The organism is Sphingomonas oligoaromativorans (assembly GCF_011762195.1).
Classification (GTDB): domain Bacteria; phylum Pseudomonadota; class Alphaproteobacteria; order Sphingomonadales; family Sphingomonadaceae; genus Solisphingomonas; species Solisphingomonas oligoaromativorans.
Genome location: NZ_JAASQK010000003.1, coordinates 346,394 through 359,121 on the forward strand (window position 1 = coordinate 346,394; position 12,728 = coordinate 359,121).

Annotated in this window: 14 protein-coding genes; 7 read left to right on the top strand and 7 right to left on the bottom strand. The window is 68.8% G+C overall.

Annotated features, from left to right (window positions below):
• The first annotated feature begins 15 nt into the window (after positions 1–15).
• Positions 16–1,425, top strand: a complete 1,410-nt coding sequence (gene pdxR / locus FHS98_RS08085; RefSeq protein WP_167102666.1) for a MocR-like pyridoxine biosynthesis transcription factor PdxR — start codon at positions 16–18, stop codon at positions 1,423–1,425.
• Between the two features lie 12 nt (positions 1,426–1,437).
• On the opposite strand, the gene FHS98_RS08090 is transcribed toward pdxR, so the two are convergent.
• The 3 genes from FHS98_RS08090 to FHS98_RS08100 all read right to left on the bottom strand — a co-directional run bounded on the left by FHS98_RS08090 (position 1,438) and on the right by FHS98_RS08100 (position 3,386).
• Positions 1,438–2,466 carry a cation diffusion facilitator family transporter gene (locus FHS98_RS08090; RefSeq protein WP_167102669.1) on the bottom strand — a complete coding sequence of 343 codons (1,029 nt, stop codon included), beginning with the start codon at positions 2,464–2,466 and terminating at the stop codon, positions 1,438–1,440.
• Between the two features lie 5 nt (positions 2,467–2,471).
• Positions 2,472–2,747, bottom strand: a complete 276-nt coding sequence (locus FHS98_RS08095) for a metal/formaldehyde-sensitive transcriptional repressor (RefSeq protein WP_167102672.1) — start codon at positions 2,745–2,747, stop codon at positions 2,472–2,474.
• A 90-nt stretch (positions 2,748–2,837) separates the two neighbouring features.
• Positions 2,838–3,386, bottom strand: coding sequence for a nuclear transport factor 2 family protein (locus tag FHS98_RS08100; protein ID WP_167102676.1), 549 nt, complete (start codon positions 3,384–3,386; stop codon positions 2,838–2,840).
• Positions 3,387–3,411: 25 nt separating this feature from the next.
• Between FHS98_RS08100 and FHS98_RS08105 the strand changes: the two genes are divergently transcribed.
• Complete coding sequence (locus tag FHS98_RS08105; RefSeq protein ID WP_243847909.1) at positions 3,412–4,206, top strand: enoyl-CoA hydratase/isomerase family protein; 795 nt, start codon at positions 3,412–3,414, stop codon at positions 4,204–4,206.
• Here FHS98_RS08105 and FHS98_RS08110 read toward each other — a convergent pair.
• Genes FHS98_RS08110 through FHS98_RS08120 form a run of 3 tightly spaced genes read right to left on the bottom strand, consistent with a single transcriptional unit; the run spans position 4,196 to position 6,917 of the window.
• Positions 4,196–5,347 (bottom strand): thiolase, encoded by a 1,152-nt coding sequence (locus tag FHS98_RS08110; protein WP_167102679.1) that lies wholly within the window; start codon positions 5,345–5,347, stop codon positions 4,196–4,198. The genes FHS98_RS08105 and FHS98_RS08110 overlap by 11 nt on opposite strands.
• The gene (locus FHS98_RS08115) at positions 5,347–5,712 is read right to left on the bottom strand and encodes a Zn-ribbon domain-containing OB-fold protein (protein ID WP_167102682.1); all 366 of its coding nucleotides are present in this window, start codon (positions 5,710–5,712) and stop codon (positions 5,347–5,349) included. The genes FHS98_RS08110 and FHS98_RS08115 overlap by 1 nt, the downstream gene beginning before the upstream one ends.
• Entirely contained in the window at positions 5,709–6,917 is a 1,209-nt protein-coding gene (locus FHS98_RS08120; protein ID WP_167102685.1) for a CaiB/BaiF CoA transferase family protein, read from the bottom strand. Before FHS98_RS08120 ends, FHS98_RS08115 begins: the two co-directional genes overlap by 4 nt.
• Positions 6,918–6,991: 74 nt before the next feature.
• On the opposite strand from FHS98_RS08120, the gene FHS98_RS08125 reads away from it, so the two are divergent.
• On the top strand, positions 6,992–7,726 hold the full coding sequence (locus tag FHS98_RS08125; RefSeq protein WP_167102689.1) for a ThuA domain-containing protein: 735 nt from the start codon (positions 6,992–6,994) through the stop codon (positions 7,724–7,726).
• Here FHS98_RS08125 and FHS98_RS08130 read toward each other — a convergent pair.
• A complete protein-coding gene (locus FHS98_RS08130; RefSeq protein ID WP_167102692.1) occupies positions 7,714–8,385 on the bottom strand; it encodes a TetR/AcrR family transcriptional regulator in 672 nt (223 codons plus the stop codon). The genes FHS98_RS08125 and FHS98_RS08130 overlap by 13 nt on opposite strands.
• Before the next feature lie 219 nt (positions 8,386–8,604).
• Between FHS98_RS08130 and FHS98_RS08135 the strand changes: the two genes are divergently transcribed.
• Genes FHS98_RS08135 through FHS98_RS08150 form a run of 4 tightly spaced genes read left to right on the top strand, consistent with a single transcriptional unit; the run spans position 8,605 to position 12,721 of the window.
• Positions 8,605–9,366 carry an SDR family oxidoreductase gene (locus FHS98_RS08135; protein ID WP_167102696.1) on the top strand — a complete coding sequence of 254 codons (762 nt, stop codon included), beginning with the start codon at positions 8,605–8,607 and terminating at the stop codon, positions 9,364–9,366.
• 16 nt (positions 9,367–9,382) lie between these two features.
• Positions 9,383–10,711, top strand: a complete 1,329-nt coding sequence (locus tag FHS98_RS08140; protein ID WP_167102699.1) for an aromatic ring-hydroxylating oxygenase subunit alpha — start codon at positions 9,383–9,385, stop codon at positions 10,709–10,711.
• Positions 10,712–10,721: 10 nt separating this feature from the next.
• Positions 10,722–11,696 (top strand): thiamine pyrophosphate-dependent dehydrogenase E1 component subunit alpha, encoded by a 975-nt coding sequence (locus FHS98_RS08145; RefSeq protein ID WP_167102702.1) that lies wholly within the window; start codon positions 10,722–10,724, stop codon positions 11,694–11,696.
• A gap of 14 nt (positions 11,697–11,710) precedes the next feature.
• Positions 11,711–12,721 carry an alpha-ketoacid dehydrogenase subunit beta gene (locus FHS98_RS08150; RefSeq protein WP_167102705.1) on the top strand — a complete coding sequence of 337 codons (1,011 nt, stop codon included), beginning with the start codon at positions 11,711–11,713 and terminating at the stop codon, positions 12,719–12,721.
• Positions 12,722–12,728 lie beyond the last annotated feature (7 nt).

A 12,728-nucleotide genomic window follows, 5' to 3' on the forward strand; every position in this document is an offset into this window, starting at 1 on the left:
TTGTACCATCGCGCCATGAACGCCGCGCTCGACCTCTCGCTCGACCTCCGATCGCGGAGGACGCTCGCTCTCCAGATCCATGACGCCATCAGCCGCGCCGTGCGGGAAGGGAGGCTGGAACCCGGCGCGCGCCTGCCGTCCTGGCGTGATCTGGCGGCGCAGCTCGGCGTGGCGCGCGGCACGGTCCGCGCGGCCTATGAGCGGCTGATGGACGAGCAGTTCCTCGTGTCCGCGGGGGCGGCGGGCACGTTCGTGGCGGATCGTCCGCCGGTCGAGGCGCGGCCGGCCGACAGGGCGATCCGGCCGCCGCTGCCCGGCCTGTTCTACGATCATGGCGTGGAGCCGCTGCCTTTCCAGATGGGCGTGCCGGCGCAGGATGCCTTTCCGTTCAAGCTGTGGTCGCGGCTGCTGTCGGCGGCGGCGCGGACGGCGGCGGCGCAGCCGGTGAGCTATCCCGATCCGCGTGGCCTGCCCGCGCTCCGGCAGGAGATCGCGGCCTATCTCGGCTATGCGCGGGGCATCGCCTGCCTGCCGGCGCAGGTAATCGTCACGGCCGGTTTCGCGGGCGGGCTGGGCCTGACGCTGGGTGCGCTGGGGATGCGCGGGCGGCGCGCCTGGGTGGAGAGTCCGGGCTTTCCGCTGACCCGTCATGCCCTGGAGCTTGGCGGCGTCGACACGGTGCCGGTGCCGGTCGACGCGAAGGGGCTCGACGTGGGGGCGGGGGAGGCGCTCGCCCCGGACGCGGCGCTGGCGGTGGTGACGCCGGGCCAGCAGGCGCCGCTCGGGCTGACGATGGCGCTCGACCGGCGGCTGGCGCTGCTCGACTGGGCCGGGCGCACCGGCGGATGGGTGATCGAGGATGATTATCTGAGCGAGCTGCAACTGCGCGGCCGCGCCGCGCCGGCGCTGGCTTCGCTCGATCTGGCAGGGCGCGTGATCCATATCGGCAGCTTCAGCAAGACGATCAGCCCGGCGTTGCGGCTCGGCTTCCTCGTGGTGCCGGCGGGGCTGGCGGAGCGCTTCGGCGATTACGCCGCCTGCCTCGCGCCCGCGCCGGGGCTGGAGGCACAGCGCGCCGTGACGAGCTTCCTCGCGGAAGGCCATTATCTGCGCCATCTGCGCCGGATGAAGCGCCTCTATATCGCCCGCGCCGATGCACTGCGGGAGGCGCTGCACCCGCACGAGGGCGAGGGGGTGACGGTGCATCCGATGGGCGGGCTGGCGGTGCGCGTCGACCTGTCCGAAGGCGTCGACGACGGTGATGTGGCGCGGCGCGCGCTGGCTTATGGCCTGGCGCCGGTGCCGCTCTCGGGCTGGTATGGCGCGGGCGCGCGGCGGCCGGGGCTGCTGCTCGGCGTCACCAACGTCACGCCCGCGCGGATCGCGCTCGACTGCGACCGGCTGTTCGGGCTGGTCCGCCGCTGAAGCTCCGCACCGTCAGACGGCGGCGCTTTCCCGGCAGGCCGGATCGAGCGCGCAGGGCGTGTCATGCTCCGTCTCGATCTGGATCGTCGCATGGTCGATGCCGAACCGCGCCCTGAGCGATGCGGCCACCTCCACCGTGAACGCGTCCCCCGGATAGCCCGACGGCATCAGCATATGGACGGTGAGCGCCGTCTCGGTGGTGCTGATCGGCCAGATGTGGAGATCGTGGATCGCCGTCACCTTGTCGACGCCGCGCAGGAAGGCGCCGATCTCCTCCGGGTTGAAGCCGGGCGGCGCGGCATGGAGGCTGAGGTTCACCGAATCGCGGAGCAGCCCCCAGGTGCCGATGGCGGTCACCACGACGAGGATGAGGCTGGTGACCGGGTCGATCCAGCTCCAGCCGGTCGCGACGACGAGCAGCCCCGCCGCCACCACGCCCGCCGAGATGACCGCATCCGCCGCCATGTGGAGGAAGGCGCCGCGGATGTTCAGGTCGTGATCGCGTCCGCGCATGAACATCAGCGCGGTGGCGGTGTTGATGACGATGCCGATGCCGGCGACGATCATCATCGTCCCGCCCGAGACGGGGGCAGGCTCGAGCAGGCGACGGATCGCCTCCACCGCGATGACGCCCAGCGTCACCAGCAGCAGCAGCGCATTGAGCAGCGCCGCGAGGATCGACGAACTGCGCAGGCCATAGGTGTAGCGCCCGCCCGGCCCGCGCCTGGCGAGCACGGTTGCGCCCCATGCGATCAGCAGGCCGAGCACGTCGCCGAGATTGTGGCCGGCATCGGCGAGCAGCGCCATCGAGCCGCTGACCAGGCCATAGGCCGCCTCGACGCCGACGAAGGCGAAATTGAGCGCCGTTCCGATCGCGAAGGCGCGGCCGAAGCTGGCCGGCGCATGGCTGTGGCCGAGGCCGTGATGATGGTGATGATCGTGACCATGGTCGTGCCCGTGCCCATGCCCATGATGGTCATGGTCATGCGCTTCGTGGTCATGATGATGCCCGGCATGGGCGTCGTGCTGGTGGCGGCTCATGGGGCTCAGGTCAGATAGGCGTGAACGATCGCGACCAGCTCTTCGCCGGCTTGCGTGCGGGGATCGTCGGGGGAGGCGGCATCCATCATATGCTCGCGGATATGATCCTCGATCACCTCGCCGATGAAGCCGTCCAGCGCGCCGCGGCAGGCCGTCGCCTGCTGGAGCACGCGCGCGCATTCCGCATCGGCCTCCACCGCGCGTTCGATGGCCTCCAACTGCCCCCGCAACCGCTTCAGCCGGTTGAGCAGCTTCTGCTTTTCCCTGGCGACGTGACTCATGCCCTGTCCGATCGATGATACTATACCCCTATAGGGTATGAAAAGGCGGCTGTCCAACGGCTGAACGAAGGAGCATCCGATGCGCGGGGATCAGGCGGGGCCGCGCTCCTCATAATGGCGCCATGTCGGCAGCGCCTCGGGGAAGTCGGCGGGGCGCGGCGTGTCATAGGCGCGGTTGCGGTCCCGATGGGCGAGGATGCCGGGATAGTCCCCGACCGGCACATAATAGAGGAAACCGATGATGCGTTCGGCGAAGCGCCAGCCGGCCTCCGTGCGGCGATAGGCATCGCGATAGCGCAAGGCCGCCACCATCATCCGATCCCGCCGCCACAGTTCCGCATGGCCCGAGACGCGGCCGGTGGCATGGGTCGGGTCATCCTCCGAAAAGTCGAGCATGACGTCGTGCATATAATGCGCGCCCGGCCCCAGAACGGCGAAGCGGCCATGATATTGCGCCATGATCGCGTCGATCCCGCGCGCCTCCATCACGCCGTCCTCCGATGCGACACGGGCATCATCGGTGAAGAGCGCGGCGATGGCGGGCAGGTCGCGGTCGTCGATGGTGAAGCAATAGCGGGCGATCAGCCCCCGGATCTCCGATTCCGCCTCCAGCCGGGCGATGCGCGCTTCGATGTCCATGGCGGGTTCCTCTGCTAGACATGCTATGGCGATGGCAGGACGGGCGGGAGGCGGCGGCATGGGCGAGGGCGCGCGGATCGAGCGGCGAGAGGCGATCCTCTGCATCACCATCACCCGCGAGGCGCGGCGCAACGCCATCGATGCCGCCACCGCCGCCTCTATCGATGCCGCCATCGATGAGGCGGAGCGCGATCCGGCCCTCCGCGCCGTGTTGCTCACCGGCACCGGCGACCGCGCCTTCTGCTCGGGCATGGATCTGAAGGAAGCGGCCGAGCGTGGTGCCGGGCTCGGTCTCGTCCCCGGCCGGGGCTTTGCCGGGATCACCGAACGCCGGCGGGACAAGCCGCTGGTCGTCGCGGTGAATGGCCCGGCGGTGGCGGGCGGCTTCGAGATCGTGCTGGCGGCCGATATCGTCGTGGCGGCGGACCATGCCCATTTCGCGCTGGCCGAGGTGAAGCGCGGATTGTTCGCGTTCGCAGGCGGCGTCCAGCGCCTTGCCCGCGCGGTGCCGCGCGCGGCCGCGCTGGGAATGATCCTGACCGGCGAACCGATTTCCGCCCGGCGCGCGCATGAACTGGGCCTCGTGACCGAAGTCGTGCCGGGGGCCGAGCTGCTGCCGCGCGCCATGGCGCTGGCCGGGATGATCGCCGGCTATGATGCCGAGGCCGTCCGCAACGCCAAGATGCTGCACGACATGGCTGCGGACGCGTCGATCGACGAGAGCCTGCGTTTCGGGCGCCTCTATGGCGAAAAGACGCTGGCGTCGGCGGCCTCGCGTGAAGGCATTGCCGCTTATGCCGAGGGGCGGGCTAAAGCGTAGCGGCCGATCCAAGGATCGCCGTCGCCTGGCTGGAGAGCGTGCCGCCGTTGCCGTGCGCGAGCGCCACCTCGACGCCCCCGATCTGGTTGGCCGCTTCGCCACGCACCTGCCGCGCCGCCTCGACCAGCGCGAACAGGCCATACATGCCCGGATGGCAGCAGGAGAGCCCGCCGCCATTGGTGTTGACCGCCAGCCGCCCGCCCGGCGCGATCATCCCGCCCTCGACGAAGCGCCCGCCCTCGCCCTTGGGGCAGAAGCCGAGATCCTCCAGGAACAGGATCGTGTTGATGGTGAACGCGTCGTAGAGCTGCACTACGTCGATCTCGGCGGGGCCGAGCCCTGCCATCGCATAGGAGCGCGGGCCGGATTCGGCGGCGGCCGTGGTGGTGAGATCGGGCATTTGCGAGATGGCGTTGTGCCAGGTCGCCGCCGCCGCGCCGAGGATGGCGACGGGCGCCTTCGGCCCGCCACGGGCGCGATCGGTGCGTGTAAGGAGCAGCGCCGCCGCGCCGTCGGTGACGAGGCAGCAGTCCCTCACCGACAGCGGGCTGGAGAGCATCCGCGCCGCCAGCACCTCGTCGATGGTGAGCGGGCCGTGCGCGAAGGCTTCCGGGTTGGTATCCGCCCAGCGCCGTGCGGCCACCGCCACCTCGGCGAGCTGCGCGCGGGTGGTGCCATAGTCATGCATATGGCGCGAGGCGGCGAGCGCGTAGGAGGAGGCCGGGAAGAGCGGGTGATAGGGCGCCTCCCAGCGATTGCTCCTCACTGGCGTCGCGAGCCTGCCGCCGGCGCTGCGCTGGTTCGCGCCATAGGCGATCAGCGCGCAGTCGATATAGCCCGCCGCCAGCATGATCGAGGCCGTGGCGACATGGCTCATGAAGGCCGATCCGCCGGTGCGGTTGCAATCGGTGAAGCGCGGCGCGAGGCCGAGATATTCGGCGAAGCTCAACCCCGCGAGCTGATCGTCGGGCAGGCAGATGAAGAGCGCATCCACCTCCGCCATCGTCATCCCCGCGTCCGCTACCGCGCGCAGCCCGGCCTGCGCCGCGAGCTCCAGCGAGGACCAGCCGGGCATCTCGCCGATCCCGAAGGTGGCGAGGCCAGCAATGGAGGCCGCGCCGCGCGGGAATTGGCCGCCCATCAAACAGGCTCGAACAGCAGCAGGGGCGCGCCATCCTCCTCGCTGATCCGGGCGCGGACGCGCATCCCGATGGTGACGGCATCGGGCGCGATACCCTCGACGCGGCTCATCAGGCGGACATGCTCGTCCAGTTCCACCAGCACGACATTGTAGGGCGGCTCGGGCGGCTTGCGGGCGATGACGGTGACGGCATGGACGGTCCCGAGTCCGCTCGCCTCGATCCAGTCGAGCGCGATATCGCCGCTGCCCGGTTCGGCGAGGCGCGGCGGGAAGATCACCGTGCCGCTCGCCCGCGCGCGCTGGAGGAGCAGCCGCCCCTCGGCCAGCGCCGCGCGCCAATGCGCTTCCGGCCCCGCCCCGCTCATGCCGGAGCGCGCGCCGCGCCGCTGGCCAGCAGTGCGTCGATCGCGGCGGGGGCCAGCCCCGCTTCGGCGAGGATCGCCCGGCTGTCCGCGCCCAGTGCCGGGCCGGGATCGCCGATCGCGCCGGGGGTGGCGGAAAAGCGCGTGGGGATGCCGGGGAAGCGCAGCCGGCCGAACTCGCTTTCCCGTTCGTTCCAGAAACCGGTCGCCTCCAGATGGGGATCGTGGAGCAGATCGGACAGCGTCGCGATCGCCATCGCCGGCACCTCGGCCGCGCGCAGCAGGGCAAGCCATTCGTCGGTGGTCCGTTCCCGCATCACCTCGGCGAGCTTCGTCAGCACCGTTCCGATATTCTCCGTCCGGCTGCGCATCGAGGCGAACATCGGGTCGAGCGTCCATTCGGGATCGCCGAGCGCCTGGAAGAAGCTGCGCCAATGCTTGTCGTTGTAGATCATCACCCCGATGAAGCCGTCCTGCGTCGCATAGGGGCGTCGCGCGGTCGCGGTGACGCGCGGATATTCGGGCGGCCCCTGCGGCGGATCGAACAGCGCGCCGCAGAGATGCTCGATCATCGTGAAGGAGACGAGCGTCTCGAACATCGGCACCTCCACCTCCTGCCCCTCGCCGGTACGGGTGCGGGCGAAGAGCGCGGCGAGGATCGCATAGGTGCCGGTCAGCCCCGCCACCTTGTCGGCGACGACGGTGCCGAGATAGGTCGGTCGCCCTTCGGACAGCCGGGCCTGGAGATCGACGAGGCCGGAGGCCGCCTGCACGATGTCGTCATAGGCGGGATAGTCGCGATACGGCCCCTCGCGTCCGAAGCCGTAGAGATTGGCGTAGACGAGGCGCGGATTGATCGCGTGCAGCGCCGGATAGTCGAGCCCCAGCCGCCTGATCGCGCCGGGCCGCATCGAATGGACGAACACGTCCGCCCCCTCGATCAGCTTCAGCAGCGCGTCGCGCGCGGCCGGCTGCTTGAGATCGAGTGCGAGGCTGCGCTTGCCGCGGTTGACGTTCAGGAACATGCCGCCGCGCGCCGGATCGGGGCCGGGCGGCAGATAGCGGGTGGTGTCGCCGTCCGGCGCCTCGACCTTGACGACATCCGCGCCGAGATCGGCGAAGATCTGCGTCGCATAAGGCCCCATCAGCACGCTGGTGAGGTCGATCACCCTCACGCCGGCGAGCGGCCCCTGAAGCCGGCCGCTCATCGCGTGACCCCTCCTCTTGCCAAGCCCGCCGGCCCGCCTAGCCTCATGCGTGCGTACGCAGGGGAGGGGATGGGATGAAGGTCCATCTGATCGCGGCCGGGAAGTATCATGATATCGATTTCGCCCGTCTGGAGCTGTTGAAGCTGCTGGCCGAGCAGCCGGACATCCGCGCCACGGTAGCGGCCGACTATGCGGACCTCGCCAATCTGGCGGCGGCGGATCTGCTCATCACCTACACCTGCGATCTGCTGCCCGATGCCGCCGGCACGGCCGCGCTCGGGGCCTTCCTGCGGCGCGGGGGGCGCTGGCTGGCGCTGCACGGCACCAATTCCGTGCTGCGCTTCGCCGATGACGGCGTGGTCGAGACGCCGGACGAGAATCCGGCCTTCACGGCGCTGCTCGGCACGCGCTTCGCCGGCCATCCGCCGATCGCCCCGTTCAAGGTGATGGTGACGCGCCCCGATCATGACCTGACCCGGGGCCTGCGCGATTTCCGCGTGGAGGACGAGCTTTACCTCACCCACCGCACCGCCGACATCGACGTGCTGCTGCACACCAGCTTCACCGGCGAATGCCCCGAATTCCGCGACCGCGCATGGGACGAGGCGGAGGTGCCCGTCCTCTACGAGCGGCGGGTGGGCGAGGGGGTGGTACTCTATCTCACCCTCGGCCATTGCCGGGGCCATTATGATCTCCGCCCGCTGGCCGATTTCTGGCCGCATCCCCAGCGCTGTGCCTGGAACTACCCGATCTATGCCGAGCTGCTCCGCCGCGCGATCCGCTGGGGGCGCCCGCCTCAATCAGGCTGACCTTTCGACAATCGGGGATTCATCGCGCGGATCTGCTCTTCGAGCAGGCCGAGCATGGGTTCCACCATCGCCTCGTCCATCGCGCCGGTGAGCCGGTGGATCGCCATGCCTTCCAGCATCGTCTGCGAGAGCGTCATGGCGAGGTCGAACCGTTCGCGGTCCTCCTGCCATTCGGGGAAGAGGGCGATCGCCTGCGCGTTGAAGCGCTCGCGATATTCGACCTGGAGCGGATGGAGGATGCGGGCCAGATCGGCATGGGTGCGCGCCGCCAGCGCCAGCTCGTGAAAGGCGATGAAGGCCGGCTTCTGAAGCTGTCGCCAATAGGTCCGCACCAGCGTGTCGACATCGTGGCTTTCGGTTTCCGCCGCGCGGCGGAAGGCGCGGAGCCGCTTCTCGTGCAGCTCGACGATCGCGGCCTTGATGAGCGCCGATCCATTTTCGAAATGGTGCAGCATCGCGCCGCGCGACAGGCCCGCCTCCGCGGCGACCTGCGGCGTGGTGGTGTTGGCATAGCCCACCTTGACGATGCAGCGGATCGTGGCGTCGATCAGCTTGGCCCGCGTCTGCGCGCTCTTCAGCGACTGCTGGGTCTGCCCGCCCTGTCCGCGCTCGCGCGGCTGGCGGGTGGTGGTGCCTGAACGAACTGCTGCGAGCGCCATGATACATCCTTCTTCAGACAAGCATGTTTGTTTTTTGGTCGCGCTGTCAAGCACCGCGACATATCCCCCTTAGCACAGCTTGCCCCGCCCCGGATGCCATGTTGTGGCGCATCATCAAAAAAACATTCATGCATGTTTTAGTATTGCTCTCCGGCAATCGCTGGTCCAGAAAAGGGCGAAGGCCGGCCAACGGCGAGAACGGGAAGCGGGAGAGGCGCGGTGGATCTCGGGCTACAGGGCAAGCGGGCGATCATCGTGGGCGCGGCGCGCGGCATCGGGATGGCGGTCGCCGAGACGCTGGCGCGCGAGGGTTGCGACCTTGCCGTCACCGCCCGATCCGAGGATGGCGTGAAGGACGCGGTGGCGAGCCTGAAGCGCTACGGCACCAGCGTGGTCGGCAAGGCCGTGAACGTGAAGAAGGCCGACGACTACAGGGCCTGGCTCGACTGGGCGCTCGACCAGCTTGGCGGTTGCGACGTCCTGATCCCGCTCAGTTCCGCGGGCGGCGGCATGGGCAGCGAGAAATATTGGTCCAACGCCTTCGAGGTGGACGTGATGGGGCCGGTCCGCGCGGTCGAGGCGGTGATCCCCGCGATGGCCGAGCAGAAGAGCGGCGCGATCGTGCTGGTCGCCACCACCTCGGCCGGGGAGGCGATGGGCGGGCCGCAGCCCTATAACGCGATGAAGGCGTCGCTCGTAACATGGGGCAAGCAGCTCGCGCTCTTCCATGGCAAGGACGGCATCCGCGTCAACATCGTCTCGCCAGGCCCCGTCGAGTTCGAGGGCGGCAACTGGGACATGATTAAGGGCACGATGGAGAAATTCTATCAGGCCCAGCTCCGCCAGCAGCCGACCGGCCGGCTGGGCACGCCCGAGGAGGTGGCGCGCTGCATCGCTTTCCTCGCCAGCCCCGCCGCGAGCTGGTGCAATGGCTCGCATCTGGTCGTGGATGGCGGCTTCACGAACCGGACGCATTTCTGACGAGCGGGCGGCAGCGATGGACGTCAAACGCCATATCGACGTGATCCGGGTCAACCCGCAGGACTGGCCGGACGGCACGCCGGCCTGGAAGGCGGAAACGCCCGAGCTCGGTCACGAGGTCATCCCGGCCGGGCGCTATACCTCGCACGATTTCATGAAGCTGGAGTGGGAGCGGATCTGGACGAAGGTCTGGCTGCTCGGCGGCCGGTCCGACGATCTGGGGGAGCCCGGCGACTATATCTGCACCGAGATCGGCAAGGAGAGCGTGCTGATCGTCCGCCAGCACGATGGCTCGGTGCGCGCCTTCCCCAATGTCTGCCTTCACCGGGGCAACAAGCTGCGGCCGGAGGGGCGCGGCAACGTCCAGAATTTCCGCTGCATGTATCACCACTGGACCTATGGCCTCGACGGCAGGATCGAGCGCATCCCCGATCTTGATACCTTCCCGCAGGGCGGCCCTCCGGGAATGCGGATGAAGCTTTATCCTTGTGAGGAATGGGGCGGCTTCGTCTGGTTCTCGCTCAATCCCGATGTCGAACCGCTCTCGGATTATCTCGATCCGATGCAGCAGCATATCGCGCCTTATCATGCCGAGCGCATGGCCTGGGTGCGCGACATCACCGTGGAGTGGGATTGCAACTGGAAGACGTCGGTCGATGCCTTCAACGAAACCTATCATGTGCAGGGCATCCACCCGCAGCTCCAATGGTATCTGGACGACGTCAACGTCCAGATCGACTGCTACGGCCGGCACAACCGCTATCTGATCCCCTTCGCGACGGTCAGCCCGCGCGTGGCGCTGCCGTCGGCCATTCCGCCGGCGATCCATGAGATCATGGTGAAGGCGGGGATGGACCCGGCCGATTATGAGGGGCGCGTCTCCGATATCCGCCGCGACGTGCAGCTCTTCAAGCGCGAGCACGGGCCGGCGCAGGGCAAGGACTATTCCGAGCTGAACGACGATCAGCTCACCGACGATTATCACTACATGATCTTCCCGAACGTCTCGCTCAACGTCCATTCGGACGACATCATGATGTTCCGCCAGCGCCCGCACGCCACGGACCCGGACAAGATGTATTATGACATCTGGATGTTCGAGCTGGTGCCCCAGGGCCAGCCCTGGCCCGAGCGGCCGAAACACAAGCGCTTCAAGCATGGCGACCGCTCCATCGGGCAGGTGCTCGATCAGGACGCGTTCAATCTGCCGACCGTGCAGAAGGGGATGTATTCCGATGCCTTCCCCGGCCTGTGGATCGGGGACCAGGAGCTGCGCATCCGCCATTTCCACAAGGTGATCGACGACCATGTCTATCCGCACGGCAAGCGGCCGGGCGACCTGTGAGGGGATGGGGATGCAGCTCAGCCGCGAAGCACTGATCGGCGCCTATCGCCGCATGGCCACCATCCGCCGGTTCGAGGAGCGGCTGCACGAGGAGATCAAGACCGGCGAGATCGCCGGCTTCACCCATCTCTATGCCGGGCAGGAGGCGGTGGCGGTGGGCGTCTGCGATCATCTGGGCGTCGACGACATGATCGTCTCCACCCATCGCGGCCATGGCCATTGCATCGCCAAGGGCTGCGACGTGACGGGGATGATGCTGGAGATATTCGGCCGTGCGGGCGGGCTCTGCAAGGGGCGCGGCGGATCGATGCACATCGCGGACCTGTCCGTCGGGATGCTGGGCGCGAACGGCATCGTCGGCGGCGGCGCGCCGCAGGCGGTGGGGGCGGCGCTGGCGGCGCGGCTCGATGGCCGGGGGCGCGTCGCGATCGCCTTCTCGGGGGACGGCGCGTGCAACCAGGGCACGACCTTCGAGGCGATGAACATGGCCGTGGTGACGAAGGCGCCGGCCATCTTCGTGTTCGAGAACAACCATTATTCCGAGCATACCGGCGACGCCTATGCCGTCGGCACCGCGAACGACATCGCGAGCCGCGCCGAGGCGTTCGGCATGAAGGCATGGCGCGCCGACGGCTGCGACTATTTCGACACCCATGCCGCGATGGGCGAGTTGCTTGAGCATGTCCGCGCAGGCCATGGCCCGGCGGCGATCGAACTGGATACCGAGCGCTTCTACGGCCATTTCGAGGGCGATCCCCAGCGTTATCGCGGCAAGGGTGAGCTGGACCGCATCCGCGAGGAGCGCGATTGCCTCAAGGCCTTCCGCGCGAAGGTGGGGCAAGCGAAGCTGCTCGACATCACCGATCTCGACGCCGTGGACGCAGAGGTGGCCGCGCTGATCGACGGCGCCGTGGCCGAGGCTCGCGCGGCGCCGCCACCCGATCCCGAGACCGTCGCCGACGACGTCTATGTGGATTATCTCTGAGGAGCGCCGCCGACATGGCCGTCATGACCATCCGTGAGGCGATCCTCTCCACCCTCCACGCCGAGATGGAGCGCGATCCCGACATCATGCTGCTCGGCGAGGACGTCGTGGGCGGCAACGGCACGGCCGGCGGCCCGGAGGCGATCGGCGGCATCTGGGGCACATCGGGCGGCCTGTTCGCCAGGTTCGGGCCGGAGCGGGTGATCGACACGCCGATCTCGGAGAGCGCCATCGTCGGCGCGGCGGCCGGCGCGGCGCTGGCTGGTAAGCGGCCGGTGGCGGAGCTGATGTTCGCCGATTTCGTCGGCGTCAGCCTCGACCAGATCTGGAACCAGATCGCCAAGTTCCGTTACATGTTCGGCGGCAGGACACGCTGCCCGGCGGTCATCCGCCTGATCTACGGCGCGGGGATGAACACGGCCGCGCAGCACAGCCAGTCGGTCTATGCGATGCTGACGGCGATGCCGGGGCTGAAGGTGGTGCTGCCCGCCACCCCCGCCGACGCCAAGGGTCTGCTCACCGAGGCGCTGCGCGGCGACGATCCGGTGATGTTCTTCGAGCACAAGGCGCTCTATGGCGTGAAGGGCGAGGTGCCCGACGGTGAGCATCGCCAGCGCTTCGGCGAGGCGCGCATGGTGCGCGAGGGCGGCGACGTCACCATTGTCGCCTGCGGGCGGATGGTCGGCTTTTCGGAAAAGGCCTGCGACAGGCTGGCGGCGGACGGCATCGGCGCCGACCTCATCGACCTGCGGACCACCAGCCCGCTCGACGAGGAGGCGATCCTCGATTCCGTGGAAGCGACCGGCCGGCTGGTGGTGGTGGACGAAAGCCCGCCCCGGTGCAGCCTCGCCGCCGACATCGCCGCGCTGGTGGCGACCAGGGCCTTCACCAGCCTGAAGGCGCCGCCCGGACTGGTGACGGGGCCGCACAGCCCGATCCCCTTCGCCCGCGAGCTGGAGCGGGCATGGGTGCCGTCCCCGCAGAAGGTCGAGGCCGCGGTGCGCCGCGTCCTCGCTTTCCGCTGAGGGAGGC

What these genes read in the sequence shown, in the direction of transcription:
- pdxR (WP_167102666.1), top strand. Translation starts at nt 16, where the DNA reads ATGAACGCCGCGCTCGACCTCTCGCTCGACCTCCGATCGCGGAGGACG.
- FHS98_RS08090 (WP_167102669.1), bottom strand. Translation starts at nt 2,466, where the DNA reads ATGAGCCGCCACCAGCACGACGCCCATGCCGGGCATCATCATGACCAC.
- FHS98_RS08095 (WP_167102672.1), bottom strand. Translation starts at nt 2,747, where the DNA reads ATGAGTCACGTCGCCAGGGAAAAGCAGAAGCTGCTCAACCGGCTGAAG.
- FHS98_RS08100 (WP_167102676.1), bottom strand. Translation starts at nt 3,386, where the DNA reads ATGGACATCGAAGCGCGCATCGCCCGGCTGGAGGCGGAATCGGAGATC.
- FHS98_RS08105 (WP_243847909.1), top strand. Translation starts at nt 3,412, where the DNA reads ATGGCGATGGCAGGACGGGCGGGAGGCGGCGGCATGGGCGAGGGCGCG.
- FHS98_RS08110 (WP_167102679.1), bottom strand. Translation starts at nt 5,347, where the DNA reads ATGGGCGGCCAATTCCCGCGCGGCGCGGCCTCCATTGCTGGCCTCGCC.
- FHS98_RS08115 (WP_167102682.1), bottom strand. Translation starts at nt 5,712, where the DNA reads ATGAGCGGGGCGGGGCCGGAAGCGCATTGGCGCGCGGCGCTGGCCGAG.
- FHS98_RS08120 (WP_167102685.1), bottom strand. Translation starts at nt 6,917, where the DNA reads ATGAGCGGCCGGCTTCAGGGGCCGCTCGCCGGCGTGAGGGTGATCGAC.
- FHS98_RS08125 (WP_167102689.1), top strand. Translation starts at nt 6,992, where the DNA reads ATGAAGGTCCATCTGATCGCGGCCGGGAAGTATCATGATATCGATTTC.
- FHS98_RS08130 (WP_167102692.1), bottom strand. Translation starts at nt 8,385, where the DNA reads ATGGCGCTCGCAGCAGTTCGTTCAGGCACCACCACCCGCCAGCCGCGC.
- FHS98_RS08140 (WP_167102699.1), top strand. Translation starts at nt 9,383, where the DNA reads ATGGACGTCAAACGCCATATCGACGTGATCCGGGTCAACCCGCAGGAC.
- FHS98_RS08145 (WP_167102702.1), top strand. Translation starts at nt 10,722, where the DNA reads ATGCAGCTCAGCCGCGAAGCACTGATCGGCGCCTATCGCCGCATGGCC.
- FHS98_RS08150 (WP_167102705.1), top strand. Translation starts at nt 11,711, where the DNA reads ATGGCCGTCATGACCATCCGTGAGGCGATCCTCTCCACCCTCCACGCC.